The following is a 19292-nucleotide window of genomic DNA, read 5'->3' as shown; positions in this document are numbered from 1 at the left end:
TTCCGGGCGTCGTTCCGGGCGCCGTCGTTCCAGGCGCCGTCGTTCCGGACCTCGTCGTTTCGGGCGCTGTGCCGTCCCATGACCTGATGGATTCCGCGGTTCAGGAAGCGGCCAGGTCCGCGATGTCGGCGGCGCCGCGGGCCAGCAGGACTTCGGCGAGCTCAATACCGAGCAGGGTTGCCCCGACTTCAGTCAGTCCGTCCGTGGCCTTCTGGTCCCGGACGAAGGCTGTTCCGTCGACGGCACAAACCACGGCTTCGAGGTGAAGGAGGCTGCCCTTGCGGTAGGCGTATGCACCTACCGGCGCGGCGCAGCCGGCTTCCAGCCGGGCCAGGAGCGCCCGCTCTGCGGTGACGGCGAGCCGGGTGTCGAGATCGTCGAGGGCGGCGAGGGCCTGCGCCAGCACACCCTGCGATCCCTCGGTGGATCCCGCCTTGCGCGGCGCATCGGCCGAGCGGCATTCGATCGCGAGGGACCCCTGCCCGGCTGCGGGCAGCATGACGTCGGTTTCGAGGTACTCGCTGACCGCGTCCAGCCGGCCGATCCGGTGCAGCCCGGCAGCGGCGAGCACGACGGCGTCGAGGTCGCAGCTCTTGCCTTCCACAACGGCGTCGGTGGTGTTGCCGGGCAGTCCGGGGACGCGGCCGAGCCGGGTGTCCACGTTGCCGCGGATGTCCCGGATGTCCAGGTCGGGGCGGGCGGCGCGCAGCTGGGCAGCGCGGCGCGGGGAACCTGTGCCAACGGTGGCGCCGGCGGGCAGGTCGGCGAGCTTGAGCCCGTCGCGGGCGCACAGCACGTCCCGGACGTCGACGCGTTTGGGTGTCGCGGCAAGGGTCAGTCCGAGGGCGGGGCCGGTGGGCAGGTCCTTGAGCGAGTGCACAGCCACGTCGCATGCGTCCTGCAGCAGCGCATCGCGCAGGGCCGCGACGAAGACGCCGGTGCCGCCCATCTGGGACAGCGAGCCCTTGAGGACATCGCCGTCGGTGCGGATATGGACCAGCTCGACCGGGAAACCGCCGACGGCGGCGAGCTGGTCAGCGGTCTGCTGCGTCTGGGTGAGGGCCAGTTTGCTGGCGCGGGTTCCGATCCGGACGGTCATGATGCGTTCCCGCCTGCCGGAGCGGACGCGCCTGCCGGGGCGGAGGCCGCCGGGTAGGGATCGTGGCCGGTGCCGACGGTGGTGTCGGCTCCTGCGATGGTGGGCTTTTCGCCACGGAAATTGGCGCAGCAGCCCGGGCGGCAGACGTCGTACCAGGGGCCGAGTTTGGTCAGGTGGGGCCGGTCGGCGATGTTGTTGGCGGCGGTCCGCTCGCAGATGAGGTCCACGATGCCGCCGACGAACTTGCGGTGCGTCCCGGGCGTCGGGACCCGGCTCGCGGCGAGGCCCAGCCTGGCGCAGGTTTCCAGGGCTTCGGTGTCGAGGTCCCAGACAACTTCCATGTGGTCGCTGACGAAGCCGAGCGGCACGATCACGATGCCCTTGACACCCTGGCCGGCGAGTTCCTCGATGGCGTCGTTGATGTCGGGTTCCAGCCACGGCACGTGCGGGGCACCGGAGCGTGACTGGTAGACGAGGGACCAGGGGGCGGTGTCGCCGGTCTCGGCTGCGACCCGGCGGATGATCTCGGTGCCGGTCGCGAGGTGCTGCGCGGCGTACGCGGAGTCTTCCGCGAAGTGGCGCGGCTCGGCGTCGGAGCGGCCCGCCGCCTCGGCGTCACGGGTGGGGATCGAGTGCGTGGCAAACAGGATGTGCACGGGCGCGTCGGGGGTGCCGTCCGCGGCCAGCTTGGCCCGGACGTCGGAGAGGCCGGCGGCTGTGCCCTCGATGAACGGTTCGACGAAGCCGGGGTGGTCGAAGTACTGGCGGACCTTGTCGACTTCGAGCTTCCCGTCAAGGCCGGACTCGGTCAGCGCGATGCCGATGTCCTCGCGGTACTGGCGGCAGCTGGAGTAACAGGAGTAGGCGCTCGTGGTGACCATGAGGACCTTGCGGTGCCCGGCGTCGTACATGTCCTGGAGGGTCTGCGGGATGTAGGGGGCCCAGTTGCGGTTGCCCCAGAACACCGGCAGTTCGATCGCGCGGGCGGCGAGCTCGGCCTCAATGCCGGCCTTGAGTTCCCGGTTCTGCTGGTTGATCGGGCTGATGCCGCCGTTGGCGCGGTAGTGGTGCGAGACCTCTTCGAGCCGCTCGTCCGGGATGCCGCGGCCGCGGGTGACGTTACGCAGGAACGGAATGACGTCGTCCTGGCCTTCGGGCCCGCCGAAGGAGGCGAGGAGCACGGCGTCGTACTCCTTGGGGGCCATCCGGCCGGCTTCGGTCACCTCATTGACGGCTGTGACGGCAGCTGCAGTTTCCGCCGGATCCAGCGGGCTCATGACAGGACCTCGGCGATCTCGGCGGCGCCCACCCGGCGGCCGGTGTAGAACGGGATCTCTTCGCGGACGTGGTGGCGTGCTTCGGTCGCCCGCAGGTGGCGCATCAGGTCCACGAGGTCCACGAGGTCGGGGGCTTCCAGGCCCAGGATCCATTCCCAGTCGCCCAGGGCGAAGGAGGACACCGTGTTGGAGATGACCTGGGGGAAGTCACGGCCCAGCATGCCGTGGTCGCGGAGCATTGCGCCGCGCTCGGCGTCCGGCAGCAGGTACCACTCGTAGGAGCGGACGAAGGGGTACACGCAGAGCCACTCGGCCGGCTCCACGCCGCGGGAGAAGGCGGGGGTGTGGTTCTTGGCGAACTCGGCCTCGCGGTGCACGCCCATGGCGGACCAGGCGATCTCGGTGCCGGTGAAAAGCTTGCTGCGGCGGATGTCCCGGATGGCCCGCTGAAGGGCTTCGGGCTGGGGGCCGTGCAGCCAGATCATGATGTCCGCATCTGCGCGCATCGCCGACACGTCATAGCTGCCGCGGTGGACCACCCCTGCCTCGGCCAGCCGCGCAATGAGGGCGTCAAACTCTTCGGCAGCATCGCCGCTGCGGAGCACGTCGGCGGAGCGCTTGAAAACCGTCCAGAGCGTGAAGAACTGCTCGGCTGCTTCTTCGCTTGCTGATTCAGTTTTAGTGACAGTTTCGGCAGAAGTGTGGCTCATGGATACCAGTTTGCCCCTTCCCCTCAGCTAAGTCGAAATGAAGCACTTCTACAGCGCGTAGAAGTGCTTTATTTCACATCGATGGGGATTCCGGCGCCGGATCCGGCGCTCCGGGCAGGGAGGCGTCAGCGCCGTCAGACGCGCCGCATCCGTAGGACCACAGCACCGGCGACGAGAGACAGCGCAACGAGGCCGATGCCCGCACCCAGCAACGGCGACGGCCCAGCGGCCTGGCGCGTCGACGTAGCCTCCATGGAAGTGCTGCCGGACCGGGGCTTGGCCGACGCCGTGGCGGGGCCGCCAGTGGCCGTCGGGGAAGCGGCGGCGGCCGACGGCGATGCGGGAGCACTGGCCGACGGCGACGGTGCGGCTTCCGCCGGCGCCAGGATCACGGCCGGGGCGCTGCCGGCCGGGGCCGGAGCGGCGGTTGAGGGGCCCGGCCCGGGAACCGCAGGCACGGCCGGGGCGGGCACGGCCGGCGCGGGCACGGCCGGGGTGGTGGGCTGCGGAGTCCCGGGCGCCGGGGGCGCCACAGGCTGCGGAGCGATCGTCCGGGTGGGTGACGGCGTCGGGGTCCGGCTCGGCACCGGCTCGTCGGGTTCCTCGGAGCCGGTCGGCTGGGGTGAGGGGCTCGAAGGCGAAGGGGTGGGCGACTTCGACGGACCCAGCAGTCCGTCGACCAGGCCATCGAGATCAATGGACAGCGTGCCCGTCGCGGCTGGAACGGCGGCGTTGACGCCCGCGGCCGCATGTGAGGCGGGCGCGCCCGCGGATAGAGCCAGCACAACTGCGAGCGCTGCAGCTGCCGTGCCGCGCCGAAGCCCCCCATGGTGACCGGCCGGCGTTCTTTGGACGTTGGACCTGTGAGTAAGCATGGTCATCGACCTTAGCCGCCAAAGGACGCGGGGGAAAATTTGCCGTTCCCCCGTTTTCCGGGTAGCCGCTGCCCGGAACGACGCCCGCTCCGGCGGGCAGTTCCGGCCGGATTCAGGCGCCCGCGCCGCTCAGGACAGCAGCTGCCGGACCTGGTTTGGGGTATCGGCAACGATCGCTGCGAGTCCGTTGCCGGACAGCCAGCCGCCGACGACGGCCAGGGTGCCGTCCGCCGCGCAGATGCTGCGCACTTCCGCGACGCGGCCCTTGTGGCCGAGGGAGGCGAACGGCAGGGCGCCGCCCCAGCGTACGACGTCCCAGTCCACCACGTCCCCGGCGGCGACCGGAACGGACAGCAGGGTGGAGGCATCCCTCAGGGCAGCCTCCAACAGCTCGTCGTCGGTGCGGGGCTCTGGCCGCGCCTCGGCGCCGTGCCGGGCATCACCGCGTCCGTAGGAGAGCCGGACAACGTGGGTGCCGGGGCCGGTCTGGTCTGCGAGCCACCCCCATTTGGCGGTGGCGTGGGTGAGGGCCTTGGCCTGGATTCCCGGGCTCTGCGGCGCGACCAGGACCCCGGTGCCGCGCGGCCTGGCGTCGAGCGGGGGCAGGTCCACCACGAGTGTGACCAGGCTGACGTCGGGTCCGGCCTCGGGGCGGAGCCGGGCAAGGTCCGGCAGGGCGCCGGAGAGCAGCCCGACGGCGGCCGGTCCCTCCACGGCGACGACCAGCAGCCGGGCGTCGTGGGTCGAGTCCCCGGAGGAGACCCGCCAGCCGCCGGCAGTCCGCTCCACGGAGTCGGCCCGTGTGCCGCCGAGCAGCGTCACGCCCTGGCCGCGCAGCTCGGTGATCAGCGCGGAGATGAGGGTATGCATCCCGCCGCGCAGTCCCGCAACGGCGGACCCGGCCTTCTGCAGCCCCGGCGCCGCCGCCGCCGCGGCGGCTCCGCCGCTTTCGTTTCCGCTGCGCTGGCCTCCCCCGCGCCCCGCTCCCCCGCGTTGGGCGGCGACGGCGCCCGCGAGGGACCCGTGGTCCCTGATCCCGGCGCGCAGGCCTGGCGCCACCATGTCGATGTCGAGGACGTCCGGGTCCGCGGAGTGGACCCCGCCGACGACAGGTGCCACCAGCCGCTCGAGGACCCGCCGCCCCATCCGGGCGCGGACCAGCGCCGCGACGCTGGTGGCCTCGGCTGTGGTGCCCAGCGAGGCGGGCAGCAGCTTGTCCAGCGAGGCCCGGAGCGAACCGGCGAGGCCGAGCGAACGGCGGACTTCCGGATCCCAGGGATTGGCCGGGATGCCGAGGACACCGGTGCGGGGCAGTTCGCGCGGGCCGTCGGGCAACTGGACCCAGGCGCCGCCGGGATTCGGCGCGACGATGTCGCCGGCAATGCCCAGCTCTGCGGCGAGGTCCGCCACTGCCGAGGAACGGGTGGCGAAGGATTCTGCACCGCTGTCCAGCGTCAGGCCCGCCACTGTATGGCTCCCGACGCAGCCGCCCCACGCGCCGGAGGCCTCCAGCACCGTGGTGCGGACACCGGCCCGGGCAAGCGTCCGGGCGGCAAGCAGGCCGGAGACTCCGCCGCCCACCACCACTGCGGTCCGCCCTGTCCCCGCAGGCGTGCCGGCTGCCTCCATGCCCTTACTCCGGGGAGATGGAGTGGATAAGTTCGACGACGCGCGTCAACACGGCGGGATCGGTGTCCGGCGGTACCCCGTGGCCGAGGTTCAGCACGTGGCCGGGGGCCGAGGCGCCGGCGGCAATGACTTCACGGACGTGGGCTTCGAGCACCTCCCACGGTGCGGACAGCAGGGCCGGGTCGATGTTTCCCTGCAACGGCACCGTGCCACCCAGCCGGCGGTTGGCTTCGTCGAGCGGCAGCCGGTAGTCCACGCCGACGACGTCGACGCCGACGTCGCGCATGGCGACGAGCAGTTCCGAGGTGCCGGTGCCGAAGTGGATCAGCGGCGCCCCGAGGTGCCGGACATGGTCCAGGGCGCGGGCGGAAGCGGGAGCGACGAAGCGCTGGTAGTCGGCCAGGCCAAGGGAGCCTGCCCACGAGTCGAAGAGCTGCCCGGCGGAGGCACCGGCTTCCAGCTGGGCGCGAAGGAACATGCCGGAGGCGTCCGCGGCCCAGTTGGCCAGGGCCGTCCAGGTTTCGGGATCGGCGTGCATCATGGTGCGCGGGCCGAGGTGGTCGCGGGACGGCTTGCCCTCGACCATGTAGGCGGCCAGGGTGAACGGCGCGCCGGCGAAGCCGATCAGCGGGGTGTTGCCGAGTTCGGCCACGGTGAGCCTGACGGCTTCGCGGATCGGCTCCAGGGCTTCCCAGGTCAGCTGGGGCAAGGCGGCGACGTCCGCGGCGGTGCGGACCGGCGTGTCCAGCACGGGACCGACGCCGGGGACGATGTCCACGCCGACGCCGGCCAGCTTGAGCGGGATGACGATGTCGGAGAAGAAGATGGCGGCGTCGACGTCGTGGCGGCGGACCGGCTGCAGGGTGATTTCCGAAGCCAGCTCGGGGCGCAGGCAGGAATCCAGCATGGCGACGCCCTCGCGCACCTTGAGGTATTCGGGCAGCGAACGGCCGGCCTGGCGCATAAACCAGACCGGGCGGCGGGAGGGCTTGCCGCCGCGGTAGGCCGTGATCAGGGGGGAATCCGCGGTGCGGCCGTCCATCAGCGGGTGCCCGGCGTCGAGGCCGGAGATTTCGGGAGTTGCCGCAGTGCTAGGAGTCATGACTTCGATTGTGCCCAAAATCAGCCCCAAAAGATAACGACAGCCTGTCACCGGCCCGGGCACGCACGCGGGCCACCCCTGCGCGGTGGCGGGAATCACACCCCGGCGTGTGCGGTTCCACGCCGGACAGTTGTTCTACACGGGTACGAAAAAGCTATGATTGTCCTGCTGTGGTTCTTTTTTCTCTGGTGGCGACCCACGCCGACATCGACCTCGAGACCGTTGCTCAACTGAGCACCGGCGCTTCAGAGCTCGCCTCATCCGCCCTCGCCGGGTCGCCGGCCGTGGCGGGTGCCATTGTTCTTGCCACCTGCAACCGCTTCGAGATCTACGGCGAAGCGCCCCGCCCGGATGACGTCGACGACGCCCGCGCGGCCCTCATCGCCCAGCTCAGCGGCTCCACCGGACTGAACGAACAGCTCGTCGCGCAGTCTTTCAGCACGCGAACCGGCTCGGACGTCACCCGGCACCTCTTCTCGGTCAGCTCCGGCCTTGACTCCGCCGTCGTCGGTGAACGCGAGATCGCGGGCCAGGTGCGCCGGGCCCTGATTACCGCCCAGCACGAAGGCACGGCCAGCTCCGGCCTGGTCCGGCTGTTCCAGGCCGCATCGAAGACCGCCAAGGACGTCGGCGCCCAGACCGCCCTGGGCGCCCGCGGCCTCTCCGTCGTTTCGGTGGCCCTGGACCTCGCCACCGAGCTCTCCGAGGACCCTGACTGGTCCACCAAGAAGGTCGTCGTCTTCGGCACCGGCGCCTACGCCGGCGCCACCATGTCGCTGCTGCGCGAACGCGGCTGCACGGACGTTTCCGTCTACTCCTCCTCCGGCCGGGCGGCAGGCTTCGTCGCCACCCGCGGCGGGACCGCGCTCGACGGCGAAACCCTTCCGGCCGCCGTCGCCGCGGCCGACGTCATGATCGGCTGCAGCGGAGCGGACACCCGCGTCGAGGCCGCGGAACTGGCCACAGTGCGGGCGGCGTCGCCCCAGCCGCTGATCGCCATCGACCTCGCCCTCACTCACGACTTTGATCCCGCCGTCGGCGGTCTCGACGGCGTCGAACTGCTCACGCTGGAATCGGTCCGCCTGGCCGCCCCGCAGGAACAGTCCGAATCGCTGGCGCAGGCAAGCAGCATCGTGGCCGGTGCGGCCAGCGCCTTCGAGCAGGAGCGCGAAGCCCGCTCGGTGGACTCGGCGATCGTCGCACTGCGCCGGCACACCATGAACGTGCTCGACACGGAAATGGAAAAGGTCCGGGCCCGCCACGGCTGCACCGCCGCGGCCGAAGAAGTTGAATTCGCGCTCCGCCGGATGGTCAAGCAGCTGCTGCACGTCCCCACGGTCCGGGCCCGTGAGCTCGCCGCCAACGGCCAGCAGGAAGACTATGTCGCCGCCCTTGAGGCGCTGTACGGGATCACGGTCGAGCCGGCCGCCGCAAAGACCGCCGGCGCCGAGTGCCCCGTCGTCCACGATGCGATTGCACCCGACGCGGTCATCCACGATGCCGGGGATGACGCCCACCGGCACTCGGCCTAGGCTGCGCGCCGCTCCCCTTTCGGCAATACTTTGGCCCTGCGGCCGCATGGCACGGCACGCGCGTTCAGGAAGCTACGTCGAGCTTCTCCCCCGATGTCCGTCGCAGCGTTCCCTGGATCGCGTCCAGGGAGAGGGCCAGTTCTTCGGCGAGGGAAGCCACGATCATAAACGACGGAGTCGCGATCCGGCCCGTCTCGATTTTCCTCAGCGTCTCAGGGGATATACCCGCACCAAGAGCTACCTGGACCAGGGTCCGTTCCCCCCGCGCATTACGGAGCATCTCTCCGAGCAGCCTCCCGGCACGGACGTCTTCTGGGCTCAGGGGGACTCTAACCATCTTCCAAGCATAGTACCGTTATAATAATACCGGTAACATTTTTGGAGGAACATTGTTTTGGAGGAACATTGATAGAACTGCTCACACCCCGGGAAGTTGACGAGGCACGTCTCTCCGGCCAATTCGTGGCGAAGACCCTGTCGGACTTGCGGGCGAGAATCGAGCCCGGAACCAATCTCCTGGAGATTAACGATTGGGCAGCCTCGATGATCCGGGCCGCAGGTGCCCGCTCGTGCTACGTCGACTACGCCCCGTCATTTGGGCGCGGCCCCTTCGGAAAAGTCATCTGCACGTCAGTCAACGATGCCGTTCTCCACGGGCTCCCCCATGACTACGTCCTGAGGGACGGGGATCTCCTGACGCTTGATTTCGCGGCCAGTGTCGACGGTTGGGTCACTGATTCCGCCATCAGCTTCGTGGTCGGGGACTCTTCCGCGCCCGTTGACCGGCACATGATCGAGACCACCGAGAACGCATTGCTGGCCGGTATCCAGGCCGCGCAGTCCGGGGCGCGTATCGGCGATATCTCCCACGCCATTGGCTCGGTCCTCGAATCGGCCCGCTTCCGGGTCAACACCGAATTTGGCGGACACGGCGTTGGCAGCACCATGCATCAGGACCCGCATATTCCGAACACCGGCAAACCCGGACGCGGCTACGTACTCCGCCCGGGCCTGCTGTTGGCAATAGAACCCTGGGTCATGGACGGCACCAGCAAGCTCGTCACAGCTGCCGACGGGTGGACTTTGTGCAGTTCCAATGGCCGCCGGACTGCGCACTCCGAGCACACGATCGCCGTCACGGAATCCGGACCCGTCATCCTCACTCAGCTGGCCTAAGAACTTTGACACCGGGCCGCCGAGGCGAAGGCCTGCGTGGCCCTAATGCGTGGGGATGTCCCCGCCCTATTTCAGTCCCAGTCCGTGTTCTGCAAGCGCCTCCTCAAGCATTCGCAGAGCCTTGGGCCCGACGCCATGCATCTTGGCCAATTCGGACCGCGGGACGCCGGCGAGCCTCCTGAGAGACAGATAGCCGGCGCCGCTCAAAGCTCGCGTAGCTGGCGCTCCGATCTTGGGGAGGGCGTCCAGCGGTGTGGTCATGCATCGACCATAGGTCGACTTCGCAACGAGAACCAGGGACAGAAGGAAGATGTGATGCCGGTTCCCCGCGTCAGCCGGGCCGGATGTGTCGGGCCCGGTGTGTCACCGTGGCGCCGGGTCAGTGGCCGGGTCCGGTGACGATCTTGTTTCGTTCGGATTCGTGTGCGCCGCCCTTCTTCGCCAGCGTGGAGCACGCCTCTTCGATGTCCCGGGCCAGGGTGTCGACGTGCTCGCGGCTCATCGTTTCCTTGACCAGGGCCCGCATGATCGTCACGTCCTGGGCGTTCGGCGGCAGGGTATAGGCCGGCACCATCCAGCCGCGTTCGGCCGAGAGCTGCCAGGCGATGTCGAACTCGTCGTACCCGGGGTCGCCGGCGAGCCGAAACGCGACCAGGGGAAGTTGCTCCTCGTCCGGGCCGATGATCTCGAACCGGCCCATGGCCTCCAGCTTCTCTGCGAGGACGCGGGCGTTGGTCTGCATGTTCCGCATGATGTAGGTGTAACCGGCGCGGCCATAGCGCACGAAATTGTAGTACTGGGCGAGAACCATCGACGAGCCGGTGGAGAAGTTCAGGGTGAACGTCGAGTCGGTCTTGCCGAGATAGTTCTCCTCGAAGACGAGCTCCTTGGCCAGATCGGCCTTCTCCCGGAAGATCAGCCAGCCGATGCCGGGATAGACCAGGCCGAACTTGTGCCCGGAGACATTGATCGAGCGGACCTGCTCGAGCCGGAAGTCCCACTCGGAGGCCGGGTAGAGGAACGGCCAGACGAACCCGCCGCTGGCCCCGTCCACGTGCAGCGGCACATCAAGGCCCTGCTCACGCTTGATCTGCAGCAGCAGGTCGTTGATGCCGGCGATGTCGTCCTTGTGCCCGGTGAACGTCGTACCCAGCACGGCTGCGACGCCGATGGTGTTCTCATCGACGTGGGCCCGCACGTCGTCCGGGCCGATCGTGTACTTCCCCGGCTGCAGCGGCACGATCCGCGGTTCGACGTCGAAGTAGCGGCAGAACTTCTCCCATACGACATGCACGTCGCCGCCGAACACCAGGTTCGGGTTCGACGTCGGGGCGCCGGCGGCCTCGCGACGCTTGCGCCAGTTCCATTTCAGGGACAGGCCGCCGAGCATGATCGCCTCGGAGGATCCCTGGGTTCGCGCGCCGGTCGTCTCGCCTGGCGCGTGGAAGAGGTCGGCGAGCATCCGGATGCAGCGCTGCTCGATCTCGGCCGTGCGGGGATACTCGGCGTGGTCGATGAAGTTGCGGTGCAGGTTCGCGGCGATGATCTGCTGGGCCTGCGGCTCCATCCAGGTCGTCACGAAGGTCGCCAGGTTCCGGGCCGGATCACCCTCCAGCGCCAGGTCCTCAGACACCAGCCGCAGAGCGTCCTCGGCCGGAATGCCGGTTTCCGGGAACTCCCGGCTCGGAACTTCCTGGGTCACGAATCGGTTGCCGAACAGTGCCACGTCGGCATCGGCCGGCTGGAAATTGGCTGACATCACTTCTCCTTCAAGGACTATTGAAAAGGGTTACGGCTGAGTTCCCCGGTCCGCGGGAACCGAGGCGTCGGTGGATTCCGGATTGAGCATCAGAATCGCGCCGGCCAGGAAGCACAGGGCTCCCACGAGGGTGCCGAGGTTGGACAGTTCGGCGTTCCAGACACTGCCGCTCGACGGTATGACAAAGGCCGCGGCAGCCGAGATGCCGAACGCAACTGAGCCGGCCACGTTGATGACGCCGATCTTCCATGCCCGGGGCCTGGGCCGGCCGGCAATGGTGCCGCGGCCGGCATACCGCAGCGCCACACCGCTGGACAGGAGGAAGGCGACTGAGCCGAAGGCGTCGGGTCGCCACACCCTTTGCTCGGTCTGCGCCGCACTGAGATTGCCCAGCAGTGCGTTCGCTGTGCTCCAGTTGAACCACAGCGTGCCGGCAAGTTGAATCGCACCAGCGAGCCAGACGAGATCCCTCGGAGCCCATACCCACAACGGACGGCGTCCCCCGGCACCGACGGCCGGAAGCGCGTCAACGGCTTCGCGGTACTGCAGGAACGCCGCACAGGTGAAGAACAGCGAACCGACGAAGAAGGTGACTCCGCACCAGAACAATCCCACGGCCTCGGCGTAGAACGGCACCGCCCCCACGGCGAACAGACTCGAACCAACGATGAACAACCAGGCGATCCACCGGTCCCGTACGGTCGATCGGCGCGCGCTCACGTTGCCCTCCGGGGAGCCCGCTGTTGGACACTGCCGGCGGCGGCGGGCGCCACCTCCGCCGTCGGACCCGGGGCCGGGAGCACATTCGTGATCACGAAGGCCACCGCCACAGCCACCACTACCTGGGGTGTGACGGCCACACCATCCACCCCCAGTAACAGCGTGGCCAGCAGGGTCGATGTCAACGGCAGCCGCAGCATGGCTGCGCACATGGCTCCTATGCCCATGCCGATGGCTGCCGCGAGATTCATTCCGGGCAACGCACTCGCAGCAATACCGAGCGCGGCACCGATGAACATCGACGGGAACACCGGCCCACCACGGAATGCGCTCAGCGAGAGCCCGTAGGCCAAGGTCTTGCAAGCGATCAGCAGGATCAGGACAGGAAGCGAGTAGTTCGTGGCGTGTTCGACCAGCTCCGGAAGTGCGTCCTGCCCCGAGAACAACACCTGCGTAAAGCTGTTCCCGGAGATCAACTGGTACGCCATCGCGGTAAGACCGATCAGCAAACCGAGCGCGGACGTCACCAACGCCCGGTTCAGATGCACAATCGGACGAAGCGACAGACCGACCCAGCGGATCAACCATCCCAGCAGTGCACCGACCGCGCCCATGACCACCGCCCAGCCCAACGTCGCCAGGGTCGGCGCCTCCGCAGGCGGCACCACCGGCAGTGCCAGCGAGAAGCTGCCCAACCCGGTCCAGCCGTCCAAGCCGACGAACACCAGCGCCCCCACACCCGAAGCGAGCAGGCCGGGCAGGGCCATCAGGCTCAGAGTCATTCCCCCGATCCCGGCCGCCTCCATGATCAGGAAGGCCCCGAGCACAGGAGACCCGAGCAGGGTGCTGATCGCTGCGAAACTGCCTGCCGACGCCATGATCGTCAGGGCCATCGGCGGGGCGTCCTTGTTCACCAGGTGCACCGCCAACGCCCCGAGGCCGCCACCGATTGCGATCAGCGGCGCCTCGGGTCCGAGCACCGCACCCAGGCTGAGCGTGGCCAGCGCCGCGAGAAAGATGCCCACGAGCTCCCGGCCGGCGGGCGGACCGCCGCCCGTCTTGAATCCGAAGGCGGGCGAGTGGCCCCCGGTTCCCGGCAAATACCGGATGGTCAACGCCGTCAACAGCCCACACAGCACCAACCAGGGAACCGGCCACCACGCGGGAGCAGGACCCCCGAGGACTTGATTCGGCAGCCCGTCGAAGATGTAGCGCTGGACTGCAGCGACCAAAGCGAGAAAGCCGTACGCAACAGCCGAGATGGGGACGCCCAAGACCGCTGCCAGCAGGAGCGCGGCGATGTATGGCCTGGAACGAATTACGACAGCCGGATCGAAGCTGGGCGGCGACGCGGCGGGCCCGCTCATTACCGGCAACCCGGCGCGGCTGTGACGATTCGGGCCACCCCGAATGTCCTGCTTTCAGAGCGGGTCGACATCAGCCAGCGTCCGCCCGAAAGACGGCTCCCGGCAAACGGAAGCGCCGCGGGAACGGGACCGGCGCGACCATGGTTGCAGTTGGGCATCCCTCCTCCTTCCGCTGGCCGTCCGCCGGACTGCGGGAGCTTATAGTGAGGACTCACAGGCGACGGAGGCTGGTCAATCACATGTTCGCCAAGCTAGCGGTTCCAGTGGGGGCAGTCATCACCCACTGCGGGTGAAAGACCATCTTGAGGCACTCAAGCGGCCCGGCATCGGGCCGTCAACTGAGCTCCGCCGCTAACACCGCGCACTGGGTCAGTAGACCGGTTTCCCGGGCTCAACGTCCCGCACCCAGGCCAGGATTCCGCCGTCGAGGTGGCTGACGCGCTCGTAGCCGGCAGTCCGGGCGGCGGCGAGGACGGCCGCGGACCGGGTCCCGCCCTTGCAGAGGAACACGATGTCCCGGTCCTGCGGAAGCTCGTGCCACGCCTCCCCGGCCAAGATCCGGCCCTGCGGGATCAGCACCGCCCCGTCGATCCGGACGATCTCGAATTCCCCGGTCTCGCGCACGTCGACGAGTTGGAAGTCCTTGAGCCCGGCCGTGCGGGAGGCCAGCATCGTGGCCAGCTGCGCCGCCGTCACGGTATGTTCGGTGCCCGCCTCCGCGGCGGGGGCGATGCCGCAGAACGCCTCATAGTCGGTGAGTTCCGTGATCCGTTCCGCCTCGGGATCGCGGGAGACCTTGATTTCGCGCCAGGTCCCGCCGAGTGCGTCGAAGAGCGCCACCCTGCCCAGCAGTGAGCGCCCGACGCCGGTGATCAGCTTCACGGCCTCCGTCACCATGAGCGAGCCCACGGCAGCGCACAGCATCCCGAACACGCCGCCTTCCCCGCAGGACGGCACGGAACCTGCGGGCGGCGCCTCGGGGTACAGATCGCGGTAGGTGGGGCCGTGCTGTTCCCAGAAGACGCTGACCTGCCCGTCGAAGCGGAAGATCGAACCCCAGATGTAGGGCTTGCCGAGGATCGCTGCGGCGTCGTTCACAAGATACCGGGTGGCGAAGTTGTCCGCGCCGTCGAGGATGAGGTCGTAGCCGGCGAACAATTCCAGCGCGTTTGAGGCGTCCAGGCGGACATTGTGGAGGCGGACCTCCACCAGCGGGTTCAGCGCGGCGATGGCGTCCCGGGCGGACTCGATCTTGGGCCGGCCCACATCGGCGACGCCGTGGATCACCTGGCGCTGCAGGTTGCTCAGGTCCACGGTGTCGTCGTCGACGATGCCCAGGGTGCCCACGCCGGCGGCGGCCAGGTAGAGCAGCGCGGGAGACCCGAGGCCGCCGGCGCCGATCACGAGGACCTTGGCGTTTTTCAGGCGGCGCTGCCCGATCGCCCCGATCTCCGGGATGATGAGGTGGCGGGAGTAGCGTTCGACTTCTTCCGTGCTCAAGCCGTCAGCCGGCTCCACCAGTGGTCCGGGCGCCGTTTCCGGGGTTGCGGGGGCAGCATTGGGGGTGAACTTGGAAGCCATACTTCAATCTATGCCCGAAGTTGCCGCCAGGTCATATTACTGACACGTAAAGTGGAAGTAACAGCAAGCGAAAGAAGGCCGACAGTGGTTCATCAGGCACCGGTTGAGCGGGGTCACGCAGGTAAGTCGCCGGAGGCACCGGCACGAGGCGGACAGCGGTCGGCACGGCTGCCCCGCGATGAACGCCGGGCACAGCTGCTCGCGGCGGCCCAGGAAGTGTTCGTCGCCAACGGATATCACGGCGCCGCGATGGACGAGATCGCCGAGACCGCCCACGTCAGCAAGCCCGTGCTGTACCAGCACTTCCCGTCCAAACGCGAGCTGTATATCGCGCTGCTGGACAGCCAGCTGAGCAAGCTGACCGAGCTGCTGCTGGGGGCCCTCAACTCCACCACCGACAACGATGAGCGCGTCCAGGCCGTCATGCGCGCCTACTTCCGCTTCATCGCCAGCGACGACCAGGCCCACCGCCTGGTTTTCGAGTCCGATCTCGTCAACGACCCCGACGTCAGCGCGCGGCTGGAAGCGTTCAACAAGACCTTCGCCGACGCCGTCGCCCGGGTCATCGCGGAGGACACGAAGCTGCCCGAACTGGAGTCCCAGTTGCTGGGCCGCGGACTCGCCGGACTGGCGCATGTCAGCGCCCGGTACTGGCTGGAAACCGACGGCAATCTTGACCTCGATGTGGCCAGCGACCTGATCTACCGTTTAGCTTGGCGCGGAATCTCACGCTTCCCCAAGGAAACCTAGACTACAAATAGAGATGACGCTTTGATTTTTGTTGGACTTTGATTGGCTGGGAGGCCTTGCTGTGGAAGTAAAGATCGGCATTCAGAACATCGGCCGCGAGATTGTCCTGGAATCGGCCCAGGATGCCGACGCCGTGGCTAAATTGGTCGGCGAGGCCATCGCCAAGGGCTCGGAGCTGCGGCTGACGGACGAAAAGGGCCGCCAGATCATCATTCCCTCGAATGTCCTGGGCTATGTTGAAATCGGCGCCGAGGAAGTGCGCCGCGTCGGTTTCGGCGCGTTCTAGTCACCACCGGCCGCTGCTGAACCCAGTCCCCAGATCCGCAAGGAGTCCAAACATGCTTTCCCTGATTGTGGTTGCCCTGGTGACCGTGGCCGCGGGCTTTGTGGTCTGGGCCAATGACAAGCGGCACGCCAAGTACGGCATAGCGGTCCCGGCAGGGGTATCGCTCACCGCCGGGATGTTGAGCTGGATCATCTTCATCGCCGCCGGACTGGGCTACCAGCCCGGGCTGACCTGGATTCCGTGGATACTGCCCATGGTCCTGGGCGCCGCCGCCGCCGTGGCGGCTGTGCTCTACCTCGGCAAGACCCGCACCGGCCGCGACACCGCCCGGCTCACCGCCATCCTGCGCTACTAGCCGTTCGCGGCAGCAGCCCTGCAACCTTGACCACCGCCCGCCCGGGTGCGTGGTCACGGTTCGTTAAGGCCCCGATCGCCGCTGTTTCCGCTGGCCCGGGACCGGCCCCGGACCTACTGCGGCGGAGGTTCCGCGACAGCGCCGAGCCGGGCGGCGGCCGCGCCGGCGGCTGTTGCGGCGGCGACGTCCCGCCGCGTGACGTTGTCCCCGGCGTCGTGGGAGCTGTATCGCAGGAAGACTCTGCGGTAGCGCCAGTCCAGGTCGGGGTGGTGGTTCTGTTCTTCGGCCAGGCGTCCGACGGCGGCGATCAGTTCCAGCGCCGCGGCCGCCGTCGGCGCTTTGTAGACGGTGACGAGACCGCCGAGCCGGTGCCTCCAGTCCGGCAGCCCCGCCAGGGCCGCGTCGACCTGGCCCTCGTTGAGGATGTCCTCTGTGGCTGCCATGGCAGGCTCCTTTGCTGCGCCGGAGGGGCCTACAGGAATTCGGCCCGTCCCTCCATGGCCGAGGACGCCAGCGCGTGTTCCCGGCGCGGGATCCTGCCGGCCCTTTTCGCCAGCCTACCGGCGATCACCGCGTGCTTGAAGGCCTCCCCCATCAACACCGGATTCTGTGCCCGGGTCACGGCCGTGGCCAGCAGCACGGCGTCGCAGCCAAGCTCCATGGCGAGGGCGGCGTCGGAGGCCGTGCCGATGCCGGCGTCGAGGACCACGGGCACGGAGGCACGCGAGACGATGAGTTCGATATTGTGTGGATTCAGGATGCCCAGGCCGGTGCCGATCGGCGCGCCCAGCGGCATCACCGCGGCGGCGCCGAGGTTTTCGAGCCGCAGGGCAAGCACGGGGTCGTCGTTGGTGTAGGCGAAGACTTTGAACCCCCGGCCCACGAGCTGCTCGGTGGCCTCGACGAGTTCGACGGCGTCCGGCAGCAGGGTGCGCTCGTCCGCGATGACTTCCAGCTTCACCCAGTCCGTTTCGAGGGCTTCGCGGGCCAGTTCGGCGGTCAGCACGGCGTCCCTGGCGGTGAAGCAGCCGGCGGTGTTGGGCAGCACCCGGATGTTGTGGTCCAGCAGCAGCTGGAACAGCGAACCCGTCTCCGCCGGCGAGTAGCGGCGCATGGCGACGGTGGTGAGCTCGGTGCCTGACGCCAGCAACGCAGCCCCAAGACCGTCCAGGCTCGGCGCCCCGCCGGTGCCCATGATCAGCCGCGACCCGAGCTGCACGCCATCCACCTCAAACGGATCCCCGCCAGCCGTTGACGCCTTCGGTGCCGCTGCCAGTGTGGTGTTTTCCGCGCTGCTCATCCTCCCTGCACCGCCGTGACCAGCTCGACGTCGTCGCCGTCGGCGAGCGCGGTGCCGTGCCACTGGCTGCGGGGAACCACCTCGGCGTTACGGGCGACGGCGACCCCGAGTTTCCCGCCGTCCGCAGACTGGCCGTTCGGGGCCAGCGGCCGGCCGGTGACCGCGCTGACGAGGGCGCCCACCGAGGCGCCGTCAGGAAGCGTGTGCCCGGTTCCGTTCAATGTGATGTTCATACCGATTCCTTGCTGTGCTCAGGGTTGGGATTGGTGGTCCGCGTGGTCATGTTCTGCTGTCGGGTGGAGGCCTGGCCAGCGGGCCCGGTACCGGCGGCGAACCTGTCCGGCCGGAAACAGGCCCAGCGGGGGTCCTCGACGCCGTCGAGCAGCTGCCGGCAGATCTCCGCGGCGGCCGGCGTGAGGAGGATTCCGTGCCGGAAGAAGCCGGTGGCGATAATCAGCCCCGCAATGTCCCCCTGGCCGCCCGGTTCCGCCACGCGGCCCAGCAGGGGCGCGTTGTCCGGGGTCCCGGGCCGGGCCCTGGCGGTGGCCTCGAGCAGTTCGAGTTCGGCGACGGCGGGGACCAGGTGCTGGGCGTCGCGCAGCAGCTGGTAGACGCCGCCGGCGGACACTGCGGAGCCGGCGGAGCCGGGGGTGGCGCCATCCGGTGCCTGGCCGTTTTCGCCGAGGGCATCCTCCCGCTGCGTGGCACCGATCACCACTGTGCCGTCCTGCCGGGGAACGATGTAGACGGGCACCCCGCGGACCAGTCCCCGCACGGTGGATGTCAGGAGCGGCCGCAGCTTCTGCGGGACCCGGAGCCGGAGAATATCGCCGTGGACCGGCCGCAGCGGCAGCCGGAGTCCGGCGGGCAGGCCCCGGAGCGCGGCGGCGCCGAGGCCGTTGGCGACGATGGTTTCCCGGGCCAGGACCGTGCCGCCGCCGGCGAGGTCCGCCCCGGCCACGCGCCCGTCCTGCCAGGACAGCCCGGCAGCGCGACGCCCGATCGTGTCGCAGTGGCTGTCCGCGGCCAGGAGTTCCGCGATCCGGGCGAGCAGCCGGCGGGGGTCCACCTGGTGGTCGGCGGGAATGCCGAAGGCGCAGGAGATGCCGGGGCTCAGCAGGGGTTCGCGCATGCGCGCCTCCCGGACACTCAGCGGCTCGACGGCAAGGCCGGACGCCTGCTGGACGGTGCGCAGGTCCGCGAGCGCCCGGCGGTCGGCGGCGTCGGCGCCCACGGCGAGGGTCGGCGTCGTGAGGTACCCCGTGCTGGCGGCACCGGCGGCGGCGCAGGTATCCGGCCCGTCTCCCCCGTCCTCCAGCGCGGCGGCAAATGCCGGCCAGAGGCGTGAGGACTCGAGCATGAGCTCCAGGAGGGATTCTTCCTGGTAGTGCAGTTCACTGACGGGGGCGAGCATGCCGGCGGCGGCCCAGCTGGCGCCGCTGCCCGGGGCGTCGTCGATGAGGGCGACCGTTCGGCCGGAGCGCCTCGCCGCCCACGCGATTCCGTGGCCCACAACGCCGCCGCCGATCACGGCGACGTCGTAACATTTCCCGGCTTCGGTGTCATCGGCAGCGGCCGCAGGCGCCGCGGCGTCATTGCCCGCGGCCGTGCCGCGGGCGGATGTGGTGTCCATGAAGGATTCCTTCCCTACGCCGGTACTAACCGGATCAGGTCAAGCGGTCGGCTCTGACGCCCTCTCAGCCTGCCGGCGCCGGACGCTGGTGGCGTCGACGGCGGCGGGCTCCCGCGGTATTGGCCCAGTTTAGAGGAACTA

At 69.0% G+C, this 19292-nt stretch carries 20 protein-coding genes and 1 riboswitch; of the genes, 5 read left to right on the top strand and 15 right to left on the bottom strand.

The annotated features are described in order from the left end of the window. Positions 1–100 precede the first annotated feature (100 nt). The 6 genes from hemC to hemE all read right to left on the bottom strand — a co-directional run bounded on the left by hemC (position 101) and on the right by hemE (position 6692). Positions 101–1099, bottom strand: coding sequence for a hydroxymethylbilane synthase (hemC, locus tag AC1DC5_RS02710; protein ID WP_476864089.1), 999 nt, complete (start codon positions 1097–1099; stop codon positions 101–103). Further along, positions 1096–2376 carry a ferrochelatase gene (locus tag AC1DC5_RS02705; protein WP_476864088.1) on the bottom strand — a complete coding sequence of 427 codons (1281 nt, stop codon included), beginning with the start codon at positions 2374–2376 and terminating at the stop codon, positions 1096–1098. Before AC1DC5_RS02705 ends, hemC begins: the two co-directional genes overlap by 4 nt. After that, positions 2373–3086, bottom strand: a complete 714-nt coding sequence (gene hemQ, locus AC1DC5_RS02700; protein WP_441404514.1) for a hydrogen peroxide-dependent heme synthase — start codon at positions 3084–3086, stop codon at positions 2373–2375. The genes AC1DC5_RS02705 and hemQ overlap by 4 nt, the downstream gene beginning before the upstream one ends. 134 nt (positions 3087–3220) lie before the next feature. Continuing rightward, positions 3221–3871, bottom strand: a complete 651-nt coding sequence (locus AC1DC5_RS02695) for a hypothetical protein (RefSeq protein WP_476864087.1) — start codon at positions 3869–3871, stop codon at positions 3221–3223. A gap of 219 nt (positions 3872–4090) precedes the next feature. Continuing rightward, positions 4091–5590 (bottom strand): protoporphyrinogen oxidase, encoded by a 1500-nt coding sequence (gene hemG / locus AC1DC5_RS02690; RefSeq protein WP_476864086.1) that lies wholly within the window; start codon positions 5588–5590, stop codon positions 4091–4093. Positions 5591–5594: 4 nt separating this feature from the next. Continuing rightward, positions 5595–6692, bottom strand: coding sequence for a uroporphyrinogen decarboxylase (gene hemE / locus AC1DC5_RS02685; RefSeq protein WP_476864085.1), 1098 nt, complete (start codon positions 6690–6692; stop codon positions 5595–5597). A 170-nt stretch (positions 6693–6862) separates the two neighbouring features. Here hemE and AC1DC5_RS02680 point away from each other — a divergent pair, with 170 nt between their 5' ends. Further along, positions 6863–8224, top strand: a complete 1362-nt coding sequence (locus AC1DC5_RS02680; RefSeq protein ID WP_476864084.1) for a glutamyl-tRNA reductase — start codon at positions 6863–6865, stop codon at positions 8222–8224. Between the two features lie 64 nt (positions 8225–8288). Here AC1DC5_RS02680 and AC1DC5_RS02675 read toward each other — a convergent pair whose 3' ends face one another. Continuing rightward, positions 8289–8561 (bottom strand): helix-turn-helix domain-containing protein, encoded by a 273-nt coding sequence (locus AC1DC5_RS02675; RefSeq protein WP_441404504.1) that lies wholly within the window; start codon positions 8559–8561, stop codon positions 8289–8291. Between the two features lie 68 nt (positions 8562–8629). Here AC1DC5_RS02675 and map point away from each other — a divergent pair, with 68 nt between their 5' ends. Further along, positions 8630–9400: a type I methionyl aminopeptidase gene (map, locus tag AC1DC5_RS02670; RefSeq protein WP_476864083.1), complete on the top strand. Its 771-nt coding sequence runs from the start codon at positions 8630–8632 to the stop codon at positions 9398–9400. A 379-nt stretch (positions 9401–9779) separates the two neighbouring features. On the opposite strand, the gene gad is transcribed toward map, so the two are convergent. The 4 genes from gad to moeB all read right to left on the bottom strand — a co-directional run bounded on the left by gad (position 9780) and on the right by moeB (position 14827). Then, positions 9780–11159 (bottom strand): glutamate decarboxylase, encoded by a 1380-nt coding sequence (gad, locus tag AC1DC5_RS02665; RefSeq protein ID WP_476864082.1) that lies wholly within the window; start codon positions 11157–11159, stop codon positions 9780–9782. A gap of 30 nt (positions 11160–11189) precedes the next feature. Continuing rightward, positions 11190–11879, bottom strand: a complete 690-nt coding sequence (locus AC1DC5_RS02660) for a hypothetical protein (protein ID WP_476864081.1) — start codon at positions 11877–11879, stop codon at positions 11190–11192. Next, the gene (locus AC1DC5_RS02655) at positions 11876–13246 is read right to left on the bottom strand and encodes a chloride channel protein (protein ID WP_476864080.1); all 1371 of its coding nucleotides are present in this window, start codon (positions 13244–13246) and stop codon (positions 11876–11878) included. Before AC1DC5_RS02655 ends, AC1DC5_RS02660 begins: the two co-directional genes overlap by 4 nt. A gap of 369 nt (positions 13247–13615) precedes the next feature. Then, positions 13616–14827, bottom strand: coding sequence for a molybdopterin-synthase adenylyltransferase MoeB (gene moeB / locus AC1DC5_RS02650; RefSeq protein WP_476864079.1), 1212 nt, complete (start codon positions 14825–14827; stop codon positions 13616–13618). An 84-nt stretch (positions 14828–14911) separates the two neighbouring features. On the opposite strand from moeB, the gene AC1DC5_RS02645 reads away from it, so the two are divergent. The 3 genes from AC1DC5_RS02645 to AC1DC5_RS02635 all read left to right on the top strand — a co-directional run bounded on the left by AC1DC5_RS02645 (position 14912) and on the right by AC1DC5_RS02635 (position 16218). Beyond that, positions 14912–15577 carry a TetR/AcrR family transcriptional regulator gene (locus tag AC1DC5_RS02645; RefSeq protein ID WP_476864078.1) on the top strand — a complete coding sequence of 222 codons (666 nt, stop codon included), beginning with the start codon at positions 14912–14914 and terminating at the stop codon, positions 15575–15577. Positions 15578–15638: 61 nt separating this feature from the next. Next, positions 15639–15863 (top strand): DUF3107 domain-containing protein, encoded by a 225-nt coding sequence (locus AC1DC5_RS02640; protein WP_441404497.1) that lies wholly within the window; start codon positions 15639–15641, stop codon positions 15861–15863. A 52-nt stretch (positions 15864–15915) separates the two neighbouring features. After that, complete coding sequence (locus tag AC1DC5_RS02635; protein ID WP_476864077.1) at positions 15916–16218, top strand: hypothetical protein; 303 nt, start codon at positions 15916–15918, stop codon at positions 16216–16218. A 113-nt stretch (positions 16219–16331) separates the two neighbouring features. Here AC1DC5_RS02635 and AC1DC5_RS02630 read toward each other — a convergent pair whose 3' ends face one another. From AC1DC5_RS02630 to thiO, 4 genes are all read right to left on the bottom strand, one after another. Then, positions 16332–16661, bottom strand: a complete 330-nt coding sequence (locus AC1DC5_RS02630) for a 4a-hydroxytetrahydrobiopterin dehydratase (protein ID WP_476864076.1) — start codon at positions 16659–16661, stop codon at positions 16332–16334. Positions 16662–16690: 29 nt separating this feature from the next. Beyond that, the gene (locus AC1DC5_RS02625) at positions 16691–17518 is read right to left on the bottom strand and encodes a thiazole synthase (RefSeq protein WP_476864075.1); all 828 of its coding nucleotides are present in this window, start codon (positions 17516–17518) and stop codon (positions 16691–16693) included. Beyond that, on the bottom strand, positions 17515–17751 hold the full coding sequence (thiS, locus tag AC1DC5_RS02620) for a sulfur carrier protein ThiS (RefSeq protein WP_476864074.1): 237 nt from the start codon (positions 17749–17751) through the stop codon (positions 17515–17517). Before thiS ends, AC1DC5_RS02625 begins: the two co-directional genes overlap by 4 nt. After that, on the bottom strand, positions 17748–19151 hold the full coding sequence (gene thiO, locus AC1DC5_RS02615) for a glycine oxidase ThiO (protein WP_476864073.1): 1404 nt from the start codon (positions 19149–19151) through the stop codon (positions 17748–17750). Before thiO ends, thiS begins: the two co-directional genes overlap by 4 nt. Continuing rightward, a riboswitch (TPP riboswitch) is annotated at positions 19145–19276 on the bottom strand. (Overlaps the previous gene by 7 nt.) Between the last annotated feature and the right edge of the window lie 16 nt (positions 19277–19292).

This window comes from Arthrobacter sp. 10L424 (assembly GCF_056395325.1).
This window is presented reverse-complemented; position numbering and strand designations above follow the sequence as displayed.